The 19,456-nt window shown below is 68.5% G+C and carries 18 protein-coding genes; 9 read left to right on the top strand and 9 right to left on the bottom strand.

The genetic code is table 11. From position 1 onward, the window contains the following. Positions 1 to 45: 45 nt before the first annotated feature. Entirely contained in the window at positions 46 to 480 is a 435-nt protein-coding gene (locus J2T57_RS08700; RefSeq protein WP_253476771.1) for a hypothetical protein, read from the top strand. 8 nt (positions 481 to 488) lie between these two features. Here J2T57_RS08700 and J2T57_RS08695 read toward each other — a convergent pair whose 3' ends face one another. Then, positions 489 to 839, bottom strand: a complete 351-nt coding sequence (locus J2T57_RS08695) for a RyR domain-containing protein (RefSeq protein WP_253476769.1) — start codon at positions 837 to 839, stop codon at positions 489 to 491. 36 nt (positions 840 to 875) lie between these two features. Further along, complete coding sequence (recD2, locus tag J2T57_RS08690) at positions 876 to 3,095, bottom strand: SF1B family DNA helicase RecD2 (RefSeq protein WP_253476767.1); 2,220 nt, start codon at positions 3,093 to 3,095, stop codon at positions 876 to 878. A gap of 135 nt (positions 3,096 to 3,230) precedes the next feature. On the opposite strand from recD2, the gene J2T57_RS08685 reads away from it, so the two are divergent. Continuing rightward, on the top strand, positions 3,231 to 3,827 hold the full coding sequence (locus J2T57_RS08685) for a hypothetical protein (protein WP_253476765.1): 597 nt from the start codon (positions 3,231 to 3,233) through the stop codon (positions 3,825 to 3,827). Continuing rightward, entirely contained in the window at positions 3,824 to 4,423 is a 600-nt protein-coding gene (locus J2T57_RS08680) for a hypothetical protein (RefSeq protein ID WP_253476764.1), read from the top strand. The genes J2T57_RS08685 and J2T57_RS08680 overlap by 4 nt, the downstream gene beginning before the upstream one ends. 25 nt (positions 4,424 to 4,448) lie before the next feature. Here the strand turns inward: J2T57_RS08680 and J2T57_RS08675 are convergent, their stop codons facing one another. The 3 genes from J2T57_RS08675 to J2T57_RS08665 form a co-directional block, all read right to left on the bottom strand. After that, on the bottom strand, positions 4,449 to 5,270 hold the full coding sequence (locus tag J2T57_RS08675; RefSeq protein ID WP_253476761.1) for a metallophosphoesterase: 822 nt from the start codon (positions 5,268 to 5,270) through the stop codon (positions 4,449 to 4,451). Beyond that, the gene (locus tag J2T57_RS08670) at positions 5,267 to 6,646 is read right to left on the bottom strand and encodes a GGDEF domain-containing protein (protein WP_253476759.1); all 1,380 of its coding nucleotides are present in this window, start codon (positions 6,644 to 6,646) and stop codon (positions 5,267 to 5,269) included. The genes J2T57_RS08675 and J2T57_RS08670 overlap by 4 nt, the downstream gene beginning before the upstream one ends. 125 nt (positions 6,647 to 6,771) lie before the next feature. Continuing rightward, on the bottom strand, positions 6,772 to 7,125 hold the full coding sequence (locus J2T57_RS08665; RefSeq protein ID WP_253476757.1) for a hypothetical protein: 354 nt from the start codon (positions 7,123 to 7,125) through the stop codon (positions 6,772 to 6,774). Between the two features lie 152 nt (positions 7,126 to 7,277). Between J2T57_RS08665 and J2T57_RS08660 the strand changes: the two genes are divergently transcribed. From J2T57_RS08660 to J2T57_RS08650, 3 genes are read left to right on the top strand one after another with little or no spacing between them, the layout of a single operon-like run. Continuing rightward, positions 7,278 to 8,723, top strand: coding sequence for an HD domain-containing protein (locus J2T57_RS08660; RefSeq protein WP_253476755.1), 1,446 nt, complete (start codon positions 7,278 to 7,280; stop codon positions 8,721 to 8,723). Between the two features lie 10 nt (positions 8,724 to 8,733). Next, positions 8,734 to 10,065 (top strand): replication-associated recombination protein A, encoded by a 1,332-nt coding sequence (locus J2T57_RS08655; RefSeq protein WP_253476753.1) that lies wholly within the window; start codon positions 8,734 to 8,736, stop codon positions 10,063 to 10,065. Beyond that, complete coding sequence (locus tag J2T57_RS08650) at positions 10,062 to 10,814, top strand: metallophosphoesterase (protein WP_253476751.1); 753 nt, start codon at positions 10,062 to 10,064, stop codon at positions 10,812 to 10,814. Before J2T57_RS08655 ends, J2T57_RS08650 begins: the two co-directional genes overlap by 4 nt. Before the next feature lie 16 nt (positions 10,815 to 10,830). Here the strand turns inward: J2T57_RS08650 and J2T57_RS08645 are convergent, their stop codons facing one another. After that, the gene (locus tag J2T57_RS08645; RefSeq protein ID WP_253476749.1) at positions 10,831 to 11,478 is read right to left on the bottom strand and encodes a hypothetical protein; all 648 of its coding nucleotides are present in this window, start codon (positions 11,476 to 11,478) and stop codon (positions 10,831 to 10,833) included. Between the two features lie 269 nt (positions 11,479 to 11,747). Here J2T57_RS08645 and J2T57_RS08640 point away from each other — a divergent pair, with 269 nt between their 5' ends. Continuing rightward, positions 11,748 to 12,194 carry a hypothetical protein gene (locus J2T57_RS08640; RefSeq protein ID WP_253476747.1) on the top strand — a complete coding sequence of 149 codons (447 nt, stop codon included), beginning with the start codon at positions 11,748 to 11,750 and terminating at the stop codon, positions 12,192 to 12,194. Positions 12,195 to 12,231: 37 nt separating this feature from the next. After that, positions 12,232 to 13,143, top strand: a complete 912-nt coding sequence (locus J2T57_RS08635; protein WP_253476745.1) for a response regulator — start codon at positions 12,232 to 12,234, stop codon at positions 13,141 to 13,143. On the opposite strand, the gene J2T57_RS08630 is transcribed toward J2T57_RS08635, so the two are convergent. From J2T57_RS08630 to J2T57_RS08620, 3 genes are read right to left on the bottom strand one after another with little or no spacing between them, the layout of a single operon-like run. Continuing rightward, positions 13,140 to 14,357 carry a hybrid sensor histidine kinase/response regulator gene (locus tag J2T57_RS08630; RefSeq protein ID WP_253476743.1) on the bottom strand — a complete coding sequence of 406 codons (1,218 nt, stop codon included), beginning with the start codon at positions 14,355 to 14,357 and terminating at the stop codon, positions 13,140 to 13,142. The genes J2T57_RS08635 and J2T57_RS08630 overlap by 4 nt on opposite strands. After that, positions 14,344 to 16,923, bottom strand: a complete 2,580-nt coding sequence (locus J2T57_RS08625; protein ID WP_253476741.1) for an ATP-binding protein — start codon at positions 16,921 to 16,923, stop codon at positions 14,344 to 14,346. The genes J2T57_RS08630 and J2T57_RS08625 overlap by 14 nt, the downstream gene beginning before the upstream one ends. Continuing rightward, the gene (locus tag J2T57_RS08620; RefSeq protein WP_253476739.1) at positions 16,920 to 17,735 is read right to left on the bottom strand and encodes a LuxR family transcriptional regulator; all 816 of its coding nucleotides are present in this window, start codon (positions 17,733 to 17,735) and stop codon (positions 16,920 to 16,922) included. Before J2T57_RS08620 ends, J2T57_RS08625 begins: the two co-directional genes overlap by 4 nt. A 335-nt stretch (positions 17,736 to 18,070) precedes the next feature. Between J2T57_RS08620 and J2T57_RS08615 the strand changes: the two genes are divergently transcribed. Continuing rightward, complete coding sequence (locus J2T57_RS08615) at positions 18,071 to 19,453, top strand: HDOD domain-containing protein (protein ID WP_253476737.1); 1,383 nt, start codon at positions 18,071 to 18,073, stop codon at positions 19,451 to 19,453. Positions 19,454 to 19,456: the final 3 nt, after the last annotated feature.

Below are 19,456 nucleotides of genomic sequence, written 5' to 3'. Positions count from 1 at the left end.
CGCTATACTCGCCCCAGCACAGCAACTTCAGGGGGTGGCGCAGCCGTGATCAGCCAGGGTGAGAAAGAGAATGCCTATCCGAGTGTCACGAGTAATGACCTTGCGCGCGCCATTGCCTTTGGCGAGGGCATCGCACAGGGGCGTATTGCCATGCTTGAAGCGGTGTTCCCCGCCTCCACGCCGATGACCCCTGCGGTGCTGCGCGCCTTCGACGAGCGCGACGCGCTCGCCATTGCCATCCTCTACTGCCGGCGGCTTTTTGTCTCCGAGCCGCCAGCGATCGGCCGCAGTGTGGCCCATCGCCTGGCGCTTCTGATGCGCATCCGCGTGCAGGGCGCGATTGATCTCGTCTCCATGGCACCGGATGGCAGCGCGGTGATCGATCCCGAGACGCTCGCCATCGTCGCCGCCTCACCCATGGACTCCTGGGGTGGCATGCCGGCCCAGGACATCATCGCCCAGGCGCGGGTTGCCTCCTAGCATGGGGGTCACTCGCCGGCGCGTAGCAGCGCGCCCACCACGGCCGTGAAGAGCGCATCCTTGGTCCGCTGGTGCGCGGGGAGCTCGGCGTAGGGCCGCATGCAGGGGTGCTCACGGCGATCCACGCGCTTCTGTGGCCCGTAGCGCCAGCCATCGCGGGTCTTGCCGGCAAGCCACAGCGCGTGTGACTGCTCCGGGGTCATCGCCGGATTTGCGCGGTGGGCGGCGACACCGGTCAGGATCGAGGCGCGCTGCCAGGCTGGTGCCCCCTCCCATGGCGACTGACTGAAATCGCCATGCGCCTCGCACCAGGCCCGGTTTGCCTCGTGCGCGACCCGGGCAATGCTCTCATCACTCATTGTCGTAATCTCCCCCTGCTTGCGTGTCAGTTCCCGTCAGACGGCCTCGGCGAGCGACTCGCCCGCCCTGCCCGCCGCGCAGTCGGCGAGTGCCGCGCGCAGTCCGGTCTGTCGGGGGCGCTCGCCAACATCGCTCACCGCAAGGGCCGCGGCCTCGCGCTCGCCGACCCAGTAGAGTCGCTCGCGGGCGCGGGTCATGCCCGTGTAGACGAGCCGCCTGCCGCTTTTCAGCATGTAGCCGTGGGCAAGCGCACAAAGCAGCACCACGCCGCGGTACTCCGAGCCCTGGGACTTGTGGATCGTGACGCAGTAGGCGAGCGAGAGGTCGATCAGATCCCCCCGGGTCATGGCGATCACCTCGCCATCGAAGTCCACCTTGAAGCTGCCCTCGGCGGCATTCATCTCGGTGATGTAGCCAACGTCGCCGTTGTTGATCCGCGTCGTACTCCCATCCTTGCGGGTGACGCTTCGGTTTGCCGTCTGCACCACGCGGTCGCCCAGCATGAAGGCGGTGCGCCCGTGCACGAGCTTGCGGCTGCTCTGCTGCGGGTCGCCGACCAGTGCGCTTTGCAGTGCTGCGTTAATGGCGTCCACCCCGGCCGCCTCGCGGTACATGGGGGCGAGCACCTGGATATCGGTGGCCGGGATGCCGTCGGTCTCGATCATGCGCCGCACCACGGCCACCACACTGCCGGCATCCGGATTCATGGTTTCAACGAAGCGGAAGTTGGAGCTGGCATCGGTGTCGAGCACCGGCATCCGCCCCTGGCGAATCTCGGCGGCGTTCAGCTTGATGTCGCCGGCGTTGCGAAAGACGTGTGCCAGGCGAAAGACCGGCAGCGCGCCGCTCTCAATGATATCAGCGAGCACCTGGCCCGCGCCGACCGAGGGCAGCTGGTCGACATCGCCAATCAGGATCAGGCGCGTGCCTGCGGCGATCGCATCGAGCAGGTGGCCAGCCATGACCGTGTCGACCATGGAGAACTCATCGACCAGGAGCACGTCGGCCTCGATCGCGTCATCGCGACTGGACTCGCCGTTCTCCGGATTGATCATGAGCAGGCGATGCAGCGTGTCGGCATCCCGACCGGTCGCCTCGGCGAGGCGCCTTGCGGCGCGGCCGGTGGGCGCGGCGAGCGCGATGCTCGCGCAGCCCGCCTCGCGCTGAAGCAGGGTCAGGATAATGTCGGTGATGGTGGACTTGCCGGTACCAGGCCCGCCGGTGATCACACACACCCGCTCGCGCAGCGCGCCCTCGACGGCGGCGAGCTGCTCGGCGGCAAGCGTGATCGGCGCGGTGGCCGCGATGCGCGCCTTGGGCACGTCAACGCCGCTCTCCCCGGCAAGGGCGAGCAGCTGCTCGGCGATCCGCCGCTCGAGCCGCGCGACCCTGGCCTGCGCGAGCATGGGCCCGCTCGGCGTGGCGCTCAGGCGAAACTGCCCGCTTGCAATCATCCGCTCGATGCCCTGGCTGACGAGGTTGCGATCAAGTGCAAGGCCGCGCGCCGCCTGCGCGGCCACGTAGTCGCGGGGGAAGCGGGTGTGGCCGGCGCGGCGCATCGCCTCGCTGACCACGTACTCAAGCCCCGCCTCGATGCGCGCTGGCGCATCCGGGGCGATGCCAAGGGAGCGGGCAATGTCATCGGCGGTCGCAAACCCGATGCCGGCGATGCCGGCGAGAATGTAGGGGTTCGCCTTGATGTGAGAGAGCGCCTGGTCGCCGAGCTCGCGGTGGATGCGGTTCGCGATCCGCGTCTCAAGCCCCGCGCCGAGGAGAAAGGTCATGATCTCCTCGACCGACTTCTGCTCGGCAAGGGCTGCGCTGATCTCCGCGGCCTTGGCCTTGCCGATGCCCTCGATCTCGAGCAGGCGCTCCGGCTCGCGGCGGATGATTTCGAGTGCGCCCGCGCCGAAGGTCTCGGCAATGCGCCCGGCGAGCTTCTTGCCAACGCCGCTGATGCCGCCTGCGAGGAGGTAGCGGTAGACCCCTTCGAGGTCTTGCATCTCCGGGAGTATCAGGTCGGCCTGGAGCTGTCGGCCGTACTTCGCATGCTCGACAAAACGCCCCTGGGCCTTGATGTCCATGCCCTCCTCGATGCCGCGAAGCCGCCCCTTCACGCCAAGCGAGCGGCCGCCAACGCTCTTGCCGCGATCAATCGACGCGACATCGATCAGCACGATGCAAAAGCCATCGTCCTGGTTATAGAACATCCGCCGCCGCACCCGGCCGCGGACTGTCACCAGCTCATCGGTCACACGCGCCCCATTACCGCCCACCGCAGGCGGATTTCCGACCTTAATAATATATAAATAATAAAATATTGTCAATCGTCCTTGTTGCCGATGCCGGCTTCGGGCATTATGTACTCTAATAATTAAAAGGAATCGCACATGCAGCCAGCCGTCCTTCCGTCACCCGCATCGAGCACGGCGGACCCCCACCGGGTCTGCCTGCTGGTGCTGCCAACGCTGCGGGTGAACTGGGCGCTCGCAAAGGCGCTGCGCCCGGAGCGCCTGCGCTGTCGGGTGCTGGTGAACGGCCGTGGCGTGCACGAGCCACAGGCGCCGCCGCGGGTGCGCTCGGGCGATCGCACGGGCCTGTTTGTCGCCACCCGCGGGGCGGCTGACTGGCCGCTCATGCTCGAGAGCGCTGAGGCCGGTGCGGTGCTGACGTTTGTCTGGCAGCTCGAGCTGCCGGGCCTTCGCACCGGGGCCTTCGAGATCCGCCATGACATCCGCCTGCGATTGAAGGAGCCGCTCCCTGCCGATCTCTATCGCCTGTGCGACGTGCTGCCGCCGCGGGGCAGTCTCCTCTTTGACCAGGAGCGCTGCGCGCCGGTCTCGGTGAGTGACCCGTGGCTGATCGATGGCACACAGCGTCGGGCGCACGCCGAGTGGGTGCTTGCCGACAACGGCGTGCGCCGGGGGCTGTGGATACAGGAGTCGGTGGTGCTTCACGCCGCCGATGTCGAGGAGATCCGGCTTTGAGCGCTGCGCTGGGAACGCCATTCCAGGCGGCCTGCGCGCTGCACGGTGCGCTTCTCTCAAGGCGGCTGACGGCGCCTGGCAGTGCGCCGCGCCGCGCGGTGCGCGGTGGCCATGTGCTTGGCTTTCTCGACACGCGCGGGCCCTGCGGACTGGTACGGGTCGGCGCCACCGGCGCCATGACGCTTGAGGTGCTCGGCGCCGACGGGCACCACCTCCCACCTCGGCGCTACGTGGGAGACTGTGCGCTCGATCGGCTGATGGAAGCGCTGATGGTGCCGGGTGAGGCACGCCCTGAAGAGCGCCTGCCCCCCGCTTCGGACACGCTCTCCATTCACCGCGCGGATTTCGCCCGCGGCGCGCGCCTCGGGCTCTACGTGCCAGGCGCCGCCGCGGTGCTTGCCGGGTCAAGGCGGTGTGAGCCGCTGGTCCACCTCGCACTCCTGGCTGATCTGCATCGCGGTGGCGGGGTTCGCGAGGCCGGATCGCTGCTCTGCGGTGCAGCGGCGAGCGCGGGGCTGCGTCGTGCACCAGCGGCGGCGGCGATCACCTGCCCGCGCTGCCTGGCAGCGGCCGGACTCGGCGCACTCGCGCAGTGACGGACCGGCTGGCGCCCTGCCCTGTCTAGGGCAGTGCCCGGGAGAGACTACCGTCATTCTCCCGCGGCGTGGGCGTGTCGGGGCGCAGCGCGATCAGCGGCTCGGCGGGGTTGGTGAGGTCGAAGAGCGAGAGCGTGGCGCCGGGGCGCTTGTGGGCAAAGCAGGCGCCGGTGTCGATATAGTAGCGATTGGACAGGCGATAGGGGCGGTAGGCGTTGCGCGTATCCGGTGTGTGGCCGTGGAAGGCGTGGGCGATGTCGTGCAGCCAGTAGCCAGGCTCAATACCGCGCTCCGGGCCGTCGGTGACGTCCTGTGCCCACTGCGCCGACTCGCGGTCCCAGAGCGCTGCGATCAGCGCCCCCTCATGCCCGTCCCGAAGCGCCTGCGCGAAGCTCCCCCAGTCGGGATAGTCCAGCGGCACCCCGGCGTGCACCAGCACGATCAGCCCCTCGGCGCTCTCCACCTCGATCGCGAAGGGTAGGCGCGCGAGCGCCTGGCAAAGGGCCTCGAAGCGTTGCTCCGGCATCGAAAGCCACCAGCGCTCGACGCCATTGCAGGAGATGTCCTCGCTGATCGGCCCGCCCTTCATGAAGGCGTACTGCGCGTCGTGGTTGCCGAGCACGGCGTGGAACCAGGGCTTGTCGATCCACTCGGCGGCAGCCGGCGACTCGACGCCGCGATCCACCAGGTCGCCGACGCTAAAGAGCCGATCGGTGGCGGGGTTGAAGCGGGCGCGCGCGAGCGCCTGGCGAAGGAGCGTGAAAGCGCCGTGGATATCGCCCACCACGAAGTCGCGACCGCTTGTGTTCGGGCGGTGGCGGGCTACATGGCGGGGTGGCGCACTCACGCCCGGTGCGCCTCGGCCTCGGGGTACTCGGGGTGGGTGCGCTTGCCGCTAAAGAGCAGCACCGCCTTGCGGGTGCCGGCGTGATGCACGGCAAGCCCGTCACGACCCGACTCCTTGACGCGGTAGAGCGCACGGTCGGCGCGCTCGAAGGCATCGTCCATGCTCATGCCGTCACAAAGCTCGGCCACCCCGCAGGAGGCGGTGATCGGGATTGCCCGGCCATCGGCGCTGGTGAGCGAGAGGGTGGCGAGCGCCTTTCGAAGGCGGGCCGCCATGTGGCTTGCGTCAACGCTCGTGCTCCGCTCGCTCACGATCACGAACTCCTCCCCGCCCCAGCGGGCCAGGAAGTCGCCCTCGCGCAGGTTGTCGCGCAGTGCATGGGCAACAGCGCAGAGCACCCGGTCGCCCTCGGCGTGGCCGAAGTGGTCGTTCACGGACTTGAAGAAGTCGATATCGATGACCGTGATCGCGGTGCGATTGCTCACCGGGCAGTGGCGCCAGCGCTGGTAGGCCGCATTGGCGTGCTCCTGGAAGGCGAGGCGGTTCGGCACGCCGGTCAGCGGATCGCTGTAGAGCGCCTCGGCCTTCTTCGAGAGCTCGGCCTTGACCGTCTCGAGCTCGTGTCTCGCCCGTGCCGACTCCTCGGCGGCATGCGTCTCGCGATTCACCTGCTGCTCTCGGAAGGCAAGCATCCGCGAGGTGAGGGTGCTGAGTGCGCTGCCCATCGCCCCGCGCAGGCTCTCGAAGCTCTCCGAGCTTCGCACCGTCTCCTGCATGGCGCGGATATCGCCATCGCGCGCCGCATCCTCGCGGCGCTGTGCGTCCTGTGCGCTGGTGCTTGCGGCGCACGAGGCGCTGATCACCGCATCGATATCGGCAAGACGCTCCTGCACCTCGCCGACGTAGGCGCGCATCGCGCGCTGCTCCTCGTCGCGCACCGCCTGGATGGTGGCGTTCAGCGCACTCATGTCCTCAAGGCCCTGGAGCAGGTTTCGGTGTGGCTCGCAGGCGTGCGCGGCGATCCGCGCCTGAATGGCGGCGAGCGCCTCGCTGCTCGGATAGCTGCGGGTGAACTGCTCGGCGAGTGCTGTCAGCCGCTCGAAGAAGATCTCGGCAAACTCGGCACTGCGCCCGGCATTGAGACGCCGCGCCTGGCTGCCCTCGGTGAGCGCCACCAGCGCCTTGGCCCGTGGCGCGATGGGCTGGCTCGGGTCAAGGCGCACGAGATCCTCGCGCAGCGCCTTTGCCTGCGCATCGCTCTCCTCGCCGTGGCCGCGCTGAGCGTCCACCAGCGTCAGCAGTGCGGCGCGCATGTCGCCGATCAAGCGAATGACCTTCTGCGGCAAGCCGCCTGGCTGTGTGCGTTCCTTTTCCATGGCATTGACCTGTTGTCGGTCGACCCTGCGGCACTCAAGTGGCCGCGATAACTGCCGAAATAATACTGCCCCAACTGGGCGCGGTCAAATTATTTTAGACAAATTATAGACACCCGATTGGTGACTCATGGCGCCTGGCTGTCGGTGGCTGTGAGGTGTGCGCAGAGTGCGCCGAGGTGCTCGAAGTCGAGCGCCGCGCCGTCGGTCACGATCCGCACCGCGCCATCGCGGCGGAGCTCGAGCACGGCCGCCTCGCAGTGGCTTTGGTCGAGGTGTGTGCGCAGCTCGGCGAGCGCCGGGGCCTGGAGTGCCGCCTGCAGGGCGGGCTCGCAGCGCACGGTGCCGCAGCTGTCGACCGCGGCGAGCTCACCACCGGGGTGAAGCCGGATGGCCTGCTGTCCGCCGTAGAGGCGCTCGACGATGGTGAAGGAGACCTGCAGTCGCCGCAGTCCCCGCAGTAGTGCGTCCGTGCCCGCCATGTGCCCTGCTCTCCCTGTTTGCCCGATGGTGGTCCTGATACCCGTTATCGCCCATCGTGGCGACTGGCGCAACAATTATTTTCCTTTAAATAATGACATAGCAGCTGCGCTCTGGTATAGTTGGCGTAACTATTGATCCTTGGGTGTACTCCATGAGCTTCTCCGATCCCGATCTCTCCCGGGGCAGTGCGCAGGTGATCCGTGATGCGCTGCATGGCACGATCCGCCTGCATGATCACGAGGTCGTGGTGATCGACCATCCGCTTTTTCAGCGGCTTCGCTTTATCTGCCAGAACGACATCCTCGGGCTGGTCTTCCCCGGTGCGACGCACAGCCGCTTCATCCACTCGATCGGCGCGATGCATGTCGCCGACCGGATGTTCTCGCAGCTCGTCCACGCCCACCTGATCGATGCCCCCGCGGCGCTGCCCCCGGCGGTCATGGCTGCGCTGGTCTACCTGAACCGCTGCCTGCGCCTTGCCATGCTGCTGCATGACAGCGGCCATGGCAGTTTCTCCCACCAGATGGAGTACACGCCGGAGGTTGCCGCGATGATGCGTGCCCCGGGGCGCTTTGAGCGGCTCTGGGCCGGTGTGGAGGTGGGCGATCTCTACCCCGAGGCGCCCCGCGTGCTGCACCACGAGCATTACTCGGTGCGGGCCGCGGCGCGCATTCTCGAGTCCTGCGCAGCGGCGCGCGGCGCGCCGGATGCGCGCGACGTGCTCTCGCTGATGGAGACCACCACCCCGGCGCTCTCGGCGCGGTTTCGCGAGGCGGCAGCGGTTGCCTGGCCGGTCTTTGCCGGCCCTGGCGCGGCGCTCGTCGGTGATGCACCGGCGCTGCTGGCAGGCCTCCTTCGGGCGATTGTCTCCGGCGAGCTCGATGCCGACAAGGCGGACTACATCCTGCGCGATGCCACCAATTGCAGCGTCTCCTACGGGCAGATCAACCTCGATGCGCTGATCAACGCGCTTCGCTGCGGCTGGATTCCCGAGGAGAACTGGCTCGGGCTTGTCATCCAGGCGAAGGGGGTTCCCAATTTCGAGGACTTTGTCCACTCCCGCCACCAGCTCTATCGCCATATCTACAACCACAAGACCAGCGTCGGCTTTGACCTGCTGCTGCGCCGGGCGATTGGCGAGCTGATGGAGGAGCCCGCTGTGGGGGCGGCGATGGACCGCTTCCTTGCCGATATTGATGCCTTTGCCGATCTGACCGACACCTATTTCTGGGAGCGCTTTCGCGAGCATGCCGCCCGCGACCCGGAGAGTGCCGCGGCACGCATCGTCCGCCGTCGAAAGCTCCGCCACCTTGGCACCCATGTCGATCTGCCGGGCTTTCGCGTGCATGACGAGCGCCGCGAGCTCGCAGAGCGCCTGGGGGTTGGCGAGAGTGCCATCGTCCACTGCGTGAACGCCGTTCGCTTCTCGCGCATCAGCGAGGGCTTTGCCGACATCAAGGTCCAGACCCGGGACCCGGTGGATGGCACCCGGGCCTACCGAAGCCTCTCGGAGACGAGTGATTTCTTCGCCAAGTTCAAGGACCTCACCCTCACCCACTTCTACCTGGACCGGCCGGCCACGTCGGCTGAGGCCTGAGGGCGAGACGATGGATCTCTTCGAGCAGCTCGCCCGGGATGACTTCGCGCCGCTTGCCGAGCGCATGCGCCCGCGCAGCCTCGATGAGGTGGTGGGGCAGGAGGCGCTCTGTGGCCCCGGCGGGCCCCTTCGGCGCATGGTGGACGCGGGCGTGGTCCGCTCGATGGTGCTCTGGGCGCCGCCAGGCGTTGGCAAGACCACCCTTGCCCGGATCCTGGCCCGCGGTGCCCGGGCGGAGCTGACAGAGCTCTCCGCCGTGGAGGCCGGCGTCAAGGACATCCGCGCCGTCGCAGAGCGCGCCCGCGCGGCGCGCGGGCGCGGTGCCCGAAGCGTGCTGCTGCTCGATGAGATCCACCGCTTCTCCCGCGCCCAGCAGGACGCGCTCCTCCCGCACGTGGAGTCGGGGCTGATCGTGCTGATCGGCGCGACCACCGAGAATGTGGCCTTCTCACTGAACCAGGCGGTGCTCTCGCGCCTGGCGGTCTTCACCCTGGGCGTGCCCGATGATGCGGCCATTCGCGCGGTGCTGCTGCGCGCCCTCGCCGATGCCGCGCGCGGGCTTGGCGGCCGCGGGCTTCGCGTCGCCGACCCGCTCCTTGACCGGATCGCCGCTTCGAGCGGCGGCGATGTGCGCCGAGCGCTCGGCGTGCTTGAGCTTGCCTGTGACCAGGCGGACGCCGAGGGTGTGGTGAGCGACGCCGCGCTTGATGCCGCGATCGGCCATGGCGCGGGGCGGATGGATCGCGCCGGCGACGCCCACTACGATCTCCTCTCCGCCATTCACAAGTCGGTGCGAAGCTCACGGGTCGACGCAGCACTCCTCTACATCGCCCACTACATCGGCCAGGGTGGTGATCCGCTCGACGTCGTGCGCCGGCTCTGTGCGATCGCCTCGGAGGATGTGGGGCTCGCCGACACGCGCGCGCTGCCGCTTGTCATTGCCGCCTGGGACGCCTACCTGCGCCTCGGCGATCACGAGGGGCAGCGGGCGATCGCACACGCTGCCGTCCACCTGGCGCTCGCGCCGAAATCCGACAGCGTCGATCGCGCCTGGTCGCGGGCGCGCCACCTTGCCGCCGCGCACCCCGCGCTCAGTGTGCCACTTGCCCTTCGCAACGCCCCGCACCCGCTGATGGCGGCGCTTGGCCATGGTGATGGCTATCTCCATGCCCACGCAACCACTGAAGGCTACCCGGCCGGCGAGGCGCACGATGGCTGGCCGCAGGGCGTACCGCGTGAGACCCTCTACCAGGGCCATGCGCGCGGCAGCGAGGCGGGCTTCGTTGCCCTGGAGCGCTGGCGCCGCGGGCTTGATACAACGGCGCAGGAGTCACCCCCATGAAGCTCTGGATCCTGAGCGACCTGCACCTTGAGTTCGGCGATTGCCGCCTGGTGGCGCCGGAGGCGTTCGACGTGATCGTGCTTGCCGGCGATATCAATGTGGGCACCGCCGCCGAGCCCGTTCTGCGCGAGCTCGCGGCGCTCGGCAGGCCCCTGGTCTACGTGCTTGGCAACCACGAGTTCTATCAGGGCGTGGTCGAGGAGGTGCGGGAGGCCTGGCGGCGGATCGAGATTCCGGGGGTGCACGTGCTCGATGACACCGCCTGCGTGATCGACGGGGTGCGCTTTCTCGGCACCACGCTCTGGACCGACGTGAACCAGCTCGACTACTTCACGATGCGCGCCTCGGGGGATCTCTCCGACTTCCAGGTCGTGCGCGTGCGCGGGGCTGATGGCACCACCCGGGCGTTGACGCCGGTGGATACCTTCGACGCCCACCAGGAGGCGCTTGATTTCCTCGCCAACGCCTTTGAGACACCCTTTGCCGGCAAGACCGTGGTGGTCACCCACCACGCGCCAAGCGAGCACAGCGCCGCCGCGCGCTGGCGCGGCACACCGCTTCAGCCCTATTTCTCCTCGCGCCTTGAGCCGCAGATCCTCGACTGGCAGCCCGCACTCTGGGTGCACGGCCACATGCACGACAGCGCCGACTACCTGGCCGATTGCACCCGCGTCGTCTGCAACCCCCGCGGCTACGTCGGCCACGCAGTGAACCCGACCTTCGATCCGGCGCTGGTGGTGACGATCTAGCCGGCCGGCGCGCGACTTAGCGCGCCCAGGGGTTGCGCTCGAAGTACTGCGCGCTCGGGCAGTCCCGCACCAGGCGGACACTCTGGCGGTAGGCGAGCTGGTAGTCGTGGGAAAGCTCCGCCGCGCCCTCGCCGGTGCCCGGAGAGAGCTGCTGGTGGACAAAGTTGCTGGTGGTCGAGACGATATGCCGCTCGCTATTGTCGAGCGAGCCGCGCACCTCATCGAGCGTGTGCCGGCGGTACGCGCCAAGCCGCGCGTTGTAGCCGTGACCCTCGGTCGCCTGGTGGCGATCGACCACGAAGCGGTCACTCCAGCGCACGCGATCGAGGCGCTCCTTGGCGTCCGCCATCTCCACGCGCACGGCGCGCTTGATCTGATCGGGTAGCCGGGAGCGCTCGACGGCGACATGCATCTCGCCGAGCACCGGGTCGCTCTCCTGCCAGGCCGCCTTCGGCCCGAAGACGCTGCTGTCGAGGTCGCGGTAGTGCGGGCAGAGATGGCTTAGCACCACCTGCGGGATGTAGCGCGCGGCCGGATTCCAGTTGCGCAGCGTGTCCTCGAGCGTCGGTGCGCCGGCGTTCGCGGCTGTGGTGGCGGCGGCGAGCAGCAGGCCGCCCAGGACAGTGATTGATCGACGCATGGGGCTCCCCCTCTTGTTTTTCAATTATTTTACCGTTTTTAACTGGAGCCTGCCAGCGGCAAGTCGCTTGACTTTTTATTTAAGCAAGAATAATCTCTGCCGGGTCTGGAGCGGCTCGCGCTGATCCATGCCTGGCGCGGCGCGAGCAACTTGCCAGATTGTCCTGAAGCGGCTAGATTTCTCTTGCCAGGACGCGCCACAGGGTGTTAATTTACGCCCATTGAAAGGGCACCTTGCAGTACACACCGGACCGGCCAGCGCGCCGGACACACATGGGCCTCAAGGGGAAGACCATGGCAGCAGCAGAACGGATCGCAGAGAGCACTGGGCCAGTCAGCGCCCGGCGTGCGCGCCAGCTTGACCGCTTCGCGGCGATCGCCGACCAGGGCGAGCACCTGCTGGCAGGACTGTGTCTCGGCGGCGAGGTTGCCGGGCTGCGCTCGATACTGGTGCGTCCGCTTGATTTCAACAGCCGCTGCCCGTCTGCCTTCTCCGTGGCGGGGTGTGTGCGGATCGCCGCGATCAACCGCTGGTATACGCTCGAGGAGCGTCACACCCGTGTCGAGGATATCGCGGCCTTCATCGAGACGGCGATCGGCGGTATTGACGCCGATGCCGAGTGGGTGGCCGAGGCGCACGAGCGCCTGGCGGCCTGGCGGGCCAATCCGGTCATGCCGCTCATGCTCTACAACCACGCAAGCCACGCCCCGAGCGGCGAGGGGATCGTGCGCGCGAGCTGAGGCTCGCGCACGCCGCGAGGCCGTCTCAGGAGTCGTGATGACAGACCCCATCCTCCACCCCCTGCGCAGTGACGGCGAGGTCTTCGCCGTTGATGACTCCGGTGATTTCATCGCCATGCTGGAGCTCACCCTCTCGGCGAGTGAGCGGGTCCGTGGCTTTACCGACGCCCGCGAGGCGCTGGCGCTGCTTCACGCGCGCGAGGCGCAGACGCGCACGCGGCTTCGAGAGACCGAGAAGGCGCTCCAGGAGGACAGCGCCGGCGATCTCCTCCCGCCGCTACTCGCCGATCCGGCAATCACCGATCAGGTCTGCGTGGTGATCGCCGACTACGCGATGCCGCCAATGACAGGCCTCGAGCTCTTCTCCGCGCTTGGCGACGCCCGTGCGCAGCGCATCCTGCTCACCGGTGTCGCGGACAACGAGGTCGCGGTCCGCGCCTTCAATGCCGGGCTCATCCAGCGGTTTGTGAGCAAGGCCGATGGTGACGCGCTCGCTGCGCTCTCCACGGTCATTGGCGCCCTGCGGGAGCGCTGCCTCGCCGAGCGCTGTGCGCGCCTTCGCACGCTGCTGATCGAGCGCGGCGCGGCCATCTTCGAGGACGCCGAGGCGCAGGCCGCGGTCAGCGCCGCCATGGACGCGGCCGGCGTGCGCGACTACGCCTACACCTTCTCACCCCCGGGGTTTGTCTGCCGCCTTGCCGATGGCAGCACGCGCGCGCTTGTGATCGCCTCCGAGGAGCTCATGCGCGCGCACCGCGAGGTGGCCGCCGATCAGGGTGCGCCGGCGGCACTGATGGACGCCCTGCGCGCCGGCACGCTCATCCCCTGCTTCCCGGGCCACCCGAACGGCTTTTTCGATGCCGCGCATGCCGATCACTATGCCGACTTCTGCCCGCCGGCCGAGCCGGCCGGGGACCGCCATCGCATGGCCTGGGCGCCCCGGCGCTAGCCCCCTGGTGCCGCGCCTGTTGTGGGCGCGAGCGGCAGGTCGATCAGAAACCGGGTGTACTTGCCCTCCTCGCTCTCACAGCGCAGCGTCCCGCCAATGCGCTCGACCTCGCGCTTGCAGAAGCTAAGCCCCAGCCCCATCGCCGTGTTGTCGTCGGCATAGGTGACAAAGGTCTCGAAGATCCGCTCCAGGTGCTCGGTGGGGATGCCGGTGCCGCTGTCATGGACCTCGACCCGGGCGAGCCCCTCGCCGTGCGGCCGGACACCGATCCTGATCGCGCCGTGGCCGGCCGCATGGACGGCGCGCAGTGCGTTTTTCAGCAGGTTCGCGATGATCGAGGCCATGAGGCTCGGCGAGCCGAGCACGCTGAGTCCGGCCGTGGCGTTGCACTCGATCAGCCGCCGCTCGGCCTCCTCGCAAGGATAGTCCTCGACGGCGCGCATCACGCACTGGCCAAGATCGAAGCGGGTCCCGAGATCGGTGGCGCCAGGCTCATTCCAGCCGGCGTTGATCAGGAGGAGCGAGATCAGGTGCTGGGAGCGCTCGGCGAGGCGGCGCACGCGCTCTGGCGCCTGTTCAAGCGCCCGGGCCTGCTCCTTGGTCAGGGGCCGGCGCTCGGCGTCTGGCAGGCGGCGATGCGCCTGTGCGTCGCGGATGAGATCCGGCAGGAACTGCTGGCTCGAGATGGCGGCGAGCGAGATGGCGCTAAGGGGCGTGCGCAGCTCATGGGCGAGGAAGCTCGCGAGCTGGCGCATCGCATCCAGGCGGTGCTGCATCACGGCAAGCTCGTCCTGGCGCTCAAGGTAGTGGTCGACGGCCTGGGCGATCGGCGCCTCGATCTCCTCCATGCGCCAGGGCTTGGGCAGGAAGGCGCGCACCTCACCGCGGTTGACCGCATCCACCGCGGCGTCGATGTCCATGTAGGCCGTGGCGAGCAGCCGCTCGATGTTCGGGTAGAGTCGGCGCGTCTGCTCCAGGAGCTCAACGCCGCTCATCCCCGGCATGCGCTGGTCGCTGATGATGACCCCAATCTCCTCCCCGCGCTCGGCCAGCAGCGCGAGCGCCTCCTCTGCCGAGCCCGCGCCGAACACCCGGTAGTACATGCGAAAGTACATGCCGAAGTACTTGTGCGCGAGCTCCTCGTCATCGACCAGCAGGATGCCGGTCTCCCGCCGCCGCTGGGGGTGGTGGGCGCTGCCCTCATCCGGCCTCATTGACGCTCTCCGTGATGGCCTGCGCGGCGCTCGCCGGCAGCGTGAATGTAAAGCAGGTGCGCACGTAGGGGATGCTCTCGGCGCGAATCACCCCGCCGTGGCGGGTAATGATGGTCTGGCAGATCGGCAGCCCCATGCCGATGCCGCTGCCGGCAGTGGCCGTGGTGTAGAAGGGCTCGAAGACCTGATCGAGCGCCGCCTCGTCCATGCCCCTGCCGTTGTCGCAGACCCGGATCTCGATCCAGCCCTCTGCCCGCCTGCTCGCAGAGATCTCGATCTCCGGCGCCTGCACCCGCGTATCGCCCTGCAGCGAGCGGATTGCGTTGGCGAGGAGATTGACCAGCACCTGGACGACATGGGGCTGGGAGCAGTGCGCATGCAGCCCCGCCTCGACGCGCTGGCCAAGCACGATGGCGCCGGCCTCGTGGCGGGTGAACTTCAGCGCCGAGTCAACGATCTGCGCCACCGGCGTGTCGGCGAACTGCACCGCGCTCGGGTGCGAGAACTCCTTCAGGTCGCTCACGATCGCGCTGACCCGGTTGACCCCCTCCTCGATGTCGGTGAGGATCTCCCTCGCCTCGGCGGCGTCACGCATCGCCGGTGAGCGCTTCAGCACCTGTGTCGCCATGCTGACATAGTTCAGCGGATTGCGGACCTCGTGGAGAAGCCCCGCCGAGAGCCGTCCGAGCGCGTTCATCTTCTCGCTGTGGACGAGCTGCTCCTGGGTGGCGTTGAGCTGCTCGATCATTTGCTCGAGCACGGTGTTGCGCGCGACGATCTCGCGCTCAAGGCGCACGGTGCGAACGATGTTGCGCACCCGCTCGAGCAGCTCCCGGGTGCCGAAGGGCTTGGCGATGAACTCATCCGCCCCCTCCCGCAGCGCGAGCAGTGCCGAGTCCCGGTCACTGCGCGCGCTCAGTATCACGATGCGCGTATGGGTATCGGTGCGCCCCTCGCGGATGGCCCCGGCCAGGGCCAGCCCGTCATCGCCACCGAGGATCCAGTCCAGCAGGATGAGATCGAAGGGCTCGCGGTGGACGGCGGCGAGCGTCTCCTCTGCCGTGCCGACACTCAGGCAGTCGAACTCCTCCGCCAGGGTCGCGGCAATGTAGTGCCTCACCTCGGGATTGTCATCGACGATCAGCACCCGGCCGCGGCCGACGTCGCGCGCCGCCACCGGGGCGCCCTCGCCGGAGTCGCCCGCATCGGCCTCGGCGCCGCCCGGTGGTGGCGGCATTGCTGCTGGCGCCGCCGGCGGGCTGCTGCGAAGCGAGACGCTGACCCGGGTGCCACGGCCATACTCGGACGCGATCTCAAGATGCCCGCCCATCGCTTCGATCAGCTCCCGGGAGAGTGCCAGGCCAATCCCGCTGCCGCCGGGGTCGCGATCGCCCGCCACATGGCCGCGCCGGAAGCGCGCAAGCACCTGCGGCAGCACCTCGTCACGGATGCCAGGCCCCGTGTCGCTCACCACCAGCCGCGCGCTGCCGTCCTCGTGGGCGAGCTCGATGCGGATCTCGCCCTCACTCTGGGCGTACTTCAGCGCATTGCCGATCAGGTTGTAGAGCACCTTCTCGAGTGCATCGGTGTTGCCCCGCACCCAGACCTCGGGCGCGATGCGGGTGTCGATGCGGATGCCGCGGCGCTCTGCCTGGTAAGCGGCCATCTCGCAGAAGCTCTCGAGCTGGTCGGAGAGATGCACGGGCGTCGTGGGCGGCGTCTCCGGCACCTCGCGCAGGCGAATCACCTCGAGCAGATTGTCGACCAGTGCGAGCAGCTGCTGTGCGTTTTTCTTGGCAATGCGCGCGCGCGGCTCGTTCTCAGTGTTGCGCACCAGCGGCGAGCGGTCGATGTCCTCGATCGGTGCAAGCAGCATGGTGAGCGGGGTGCGAAGCTCGTGGGAGACATTGGCGACGAAGTCCGACTTCATGCGGTTGATGCTCGCCAGGCGCTCGTTCTGGCGCTCGAGCTCGAAGGCATTGACAAAGCCCGTGCGCCGCGCGCGCTCAAGCTGTCGGGTGCCAATGCAGATCGTCATCGCAAGCATCCCGAAGAAAAAGAGCTGCAGCCCGATCGCGCTCGCCTCAAGCGCGGCCGCCGGGGCAAGCCAGGTGGCGTGGATCAGCGCAGCCGCTACATAGCCTGCAAGCATGATGGCGGAGATCGTGATGGCGTCGGCCAGGCGTAGCGGCAGGATCATCGCGGCGAAGACGGCGGGCAGCACCAGCAGCGCGGCGTAGGGCGAGTCCTGGCCGCCGCTCAGCGCAACCACCCAGATCAGGAGGAGCTGGATGCTGAGTAGCCAGCCGTGGGCGATCAGCCGGCCGTGGCGCAGGCTCCCGCGGCTGAAGTGCAGCGAGAGCGCGATCAGGAGGAGCGCGATGACCACCAGTCGCGGGTAGAGCGCCCCGGGGTGGACCTCGCCAAAGCGAAGCTGATCGGCAACAAGCCCCGCGGCGACCAGCACCGTTGCAACGACGCAGGCAAAAAACGAGCGCTGGGTGAGCTCCCGGCGGCTGTGTTCACGCCAGGCAAGCTCTGCCGGGGTGGCCGCCCGTCGGCTCACCGGCGACCCCCGGTGCGCAGCCGCCCGGGCGCGAGGTGCTCTGCCAGCGGCTGGCGAAAGCTTGCCTCGGAGAGCTGGGGGCGGATGAGCCCGAGCGCCATCGCCTTGGCGACTGTCTGCTGGCGCCCGCTGGCGCCGAGCTTTTGGGTGGCCTTCGTGAGGTGATATTCCACCGTCGCCCGGGCGATGTCGAGGATGACGCCGGTCTCCTCGGCGGTCTTCCCCTCCGCCGCCCAGAACAGACACTCGCTCTCGCGCGCGGACATCGCGGGGATGTCGTAGGCGTAGTCCTCCGAGTGCAGCGCCAGTGCGGCGGCCGCCTGGTGCAGGGCACCCGCGTAGTAGTGCATGGTGGGCAGCAGCGCCCGGTAGCGCTGCTCCTGGTCCTCGCCCCCGCGGCGCGAGGCGAGGACCAGCAGCGAGACATCCCCGGCGAGTCCACGTGCCGGCGCGACAACCCCGCCGGCAAGCCCTGCGGCACGCGCCGCCGCCTTCAGCTGGCCAAGGCGCTCGCTCGCAGGCGAGCGCATCATCGCCTCGCGCCAGGTCGCCGGCAGCAGGTTGCGCTCGGAATAGCGGGCAATGGGGTCCACCGCGAAGAAGCCCTCCTCGACATAGCGCTCGCGCCACCCGGGCGGCATGGCGTCAACGATCAGAACGGTCGGGCGCACCAGCGAGGAGACGAACTGCGCGGTGTAGTGGAAGTAGTCAAACCCGTGCATCTCGCAGATCTGATCGCAGACGTCGTAGAGCTCCTCGCGACTCCCGGCCGCGGCGAGCGCGCTCATGATCTGCTCTGCCGGTTCATTCATACACTGGGCATCCAGCCGCGACCTTTCGACGAATTTTCACAGGCGCCAAGTATAGTGCGACGCCGCGCTGTCGGCAAGAGCGCGATGCGCCCGCATCGGCGCTGTCATGGGCGTTGTCGGCTGCGCAAGCTGTGAACTTAATCACTGAAATACAAGCTGATATTGTCACGCTTCGGGTTGATGTGGGCGGGAGCGTCGCCGGCGCGCAGGCGCCCCGTGCGGGTGCCCTCTGTTTGCTGCAGCAATTTATTATGTATACAATAAAAAAATGGAACTTGGACGCCCCGGGGCAGTCGGACCGGGGAAGTGCTAACAGATGTTCGACCGGGAGTCCCATGGCGCAGCACAGTTTTCCGCAGCTCCTCGACACGCTTGGCATCGCCCATGATGCGGTCTCGCTGCCCGTGACGCCGCCGTCAGGCGGGGAGGCGCACTACGCCGCCACGCTGCTCGTCGACGAAGTGGGCGGTGGGTTGCATGTGCTCCTCGGCGAGGCGTCATCGCTGCTCGACCCGGCCTCGCTCGCACCGCTGGGGCTTCGGCTTGCCGATACGGCCGAGTGCGAGCGCTTTCGCCGCGCCCGCCGCCTGGAGTCGCTCCACCCGGTGCGCCCCCGCGGCGCCGAGCGCCTCTACGTGCAGTGCGCCACTCCCGCGCTGCCGCAGAGCCTGGTGGTTGTGATCGGCGTTGGCCGTGGCGTGCGCCTGTCGTCGAGTGCGCTTGCCGAGATCGCGCCTGCGCTTGAGATCGTTGCGCTCGCCGCAACACCGGGCGAGGAGGCGCTTGCGGAGTATCTTGGCGCGCGCTCCGATCGCAACGACAGCCTGCGCGCGGTCAACCAGTTCACCGGCCGGCGCGTCCTCCAGCGCCTCCAGGATCTCGATGTGCTGCCGCCGATGCGCGAGACGGCGCGCCGACTGCTCGACTACCGCCGCACCCCCGGGGCGACGATTGATCACCTGAGCGCGATCGTTGCCGCCGACCCGGCGCTGAGCGCCCAGGTGGTGAGCTGGGCGAATGCGGCGGCGATCGGCTCGCGCGACATCCGCACCATCCCTGATGCGATCAGCCGCGCGCTCGGCGCCGCGCGCGTCGTGAACCTAGGCCTCGGCCTCGCCCTGAACGAAAGCCTCGGCGGTGTCGGCGGCAGTGACTACGCCCGGCTCTCCGACTACTGGGCGCGGGCGCTGCACTGCGCGCAGCTCTCCGAGGACCTCGCCCGCGCTGCCCGCACGCAGGGCATTGCGCTCGACCCCGGCAGTGCCTACCTGGCGGGGCTTCTGCATAACCTTGGCGAGGCGGTGCTCTGCCACCTCTTCTCGGCACAGATGCCGGCGCTCGACGCCGCCGAGCGGCTGAACCCCCTGGTGGCGCCGGCGCTGGTGCAGCGTGCCGTCATCGGGGTTGCCGACGCCCAGATCGGGGGCGTGGTTGCCGATCAGTGGGAGTTGCCCGAGGAGGCGCAGGCGGCGATCCGCGCCGCCGCCGCCGGTGATGAGGAGCAGGCCGACGCCGAGGGCTACGCAGCTGTTGTCAACCTCGCCCTGCGGCTTCTGGCCGAGGCCGGGCTGCCGGCAACCCCGATTCTCTCAAGCCGCTCTGGCGACGCGCTTGCCAGGCGGATCGGCGAGGAGCGCTGCGGCAAGGCAAAGGCGCGCGCCCGCGAGCGCGAGGGCGAGGTCAATGAGCTGCTCGGGCTGCTGACGCGGGATCGCTGAGGG

It is taken from the genome of Natronocella acetinitrilica (assembly GCF_024170285.1).
Classification (GTDB): domain Bacteria; phylum Pseudomonadota; class Gammaproteobacteria; order Nitrococcales; family Aquisalimonadaceae; genus Natronocella; species Natronocella acetinitrilica.
This window is presented reverse-complemented; position numbering and strand designations above follow the sequence as displayed.

What these genes read in the sequence shown, in the direction of transcription:
- J2T57_RS08695 (WP_253476769.1), bottom strand. Translation starts at nt 839, where the DNA reads ATGAGTGATGAGAGCATTGCCCGGGTCGCGCACGAGGCAAACCGGGCC.
- J2T57_RS08685 (WP_253476765.1), top strand. Translation starts at nt 3,231, where the DNA reads ATGCAGCCAGCCGTCCTTCCGTCACCCGCATCGAGCACGGCGGACCCC.
- J2T57_RS08670 (WP_253476759.1), bottom strand. Translation starts at nt 6,646, where the DNA reads ATGGAAAAGGAACGCACACAGCCAGGCGGCTTGCCGCAGAAGGTCATT.
- J2T57_RS08665 (WP_253476757.1), bottom strand. Translation starts at nt 7,125, where the DNA reads ATGGCGGGCACGGACGCACTACTGCGGGGACTGCGGCGACTGCAGGTC.
- J2T57_RS08660 (WP_253476755.1), top strand. Translation starts at nt 7,278, where the DNA reads ATGAGCTTCTCCGATCCCGATCTCTCCCGGGGCAGTGCGCAGGTGATC.
- J2T57_RS08655 (WP_253476753.1), top strand. Translation starts at nt 8,734, where the DNA reads ATGGATCTCTTCGAGCAGCTCGCCCGGGATGACTTCGCGCCGCTTGCC.
- J2T57_RS08650 (WP_253476751.1), top strand. Translation starts at nt 10,062, where the DNA reads ATGAAGCTCTGGATCCTGAGCGACCTGCACCTTGAGTTCGGCGATTGC.
- J2T57_RS08640 (WP_253476747.1), top strand. Translation starts at nt 11,748, where the DNA reads ATGGCAGCAGCAGAACGGATCGCAGAGAGCACTGGGCCAGTCAGCGCC.
- J2T57_RS08635 (WP_253476745.1), top strand. Translation starts at nt 12,232, where the DNA reads ATGACAGACCCCATCCTCCACCCCCTGCGCAGTGACGGCGAGGTCTTC.
- J2T57_RS08630 (WP_253476743.1), bottom strand. Translation starts at nt 14,357, where the DNA reads ATGAGGCCGGATGAGGGCAGCGCCCACCACCCCCAGCGGCGGCGGGAG.
- J2T57_RS08620 (WP_253476739.1), bottom strand. Translation starts at nt 17,735, where the DNA reads ATGAATGAACCGGCAGAGCAGATCATGAGCGCGCTCGCCGCGGCCGGG.
- J2T57_RS08615 (WP_253476737.1), top strand. Translation starts at nt 18,071, where the DNA reads ATGGCGCAGCACAGTTTTCCGCAGCTCCTCGACACGCTTGGCATCGCC.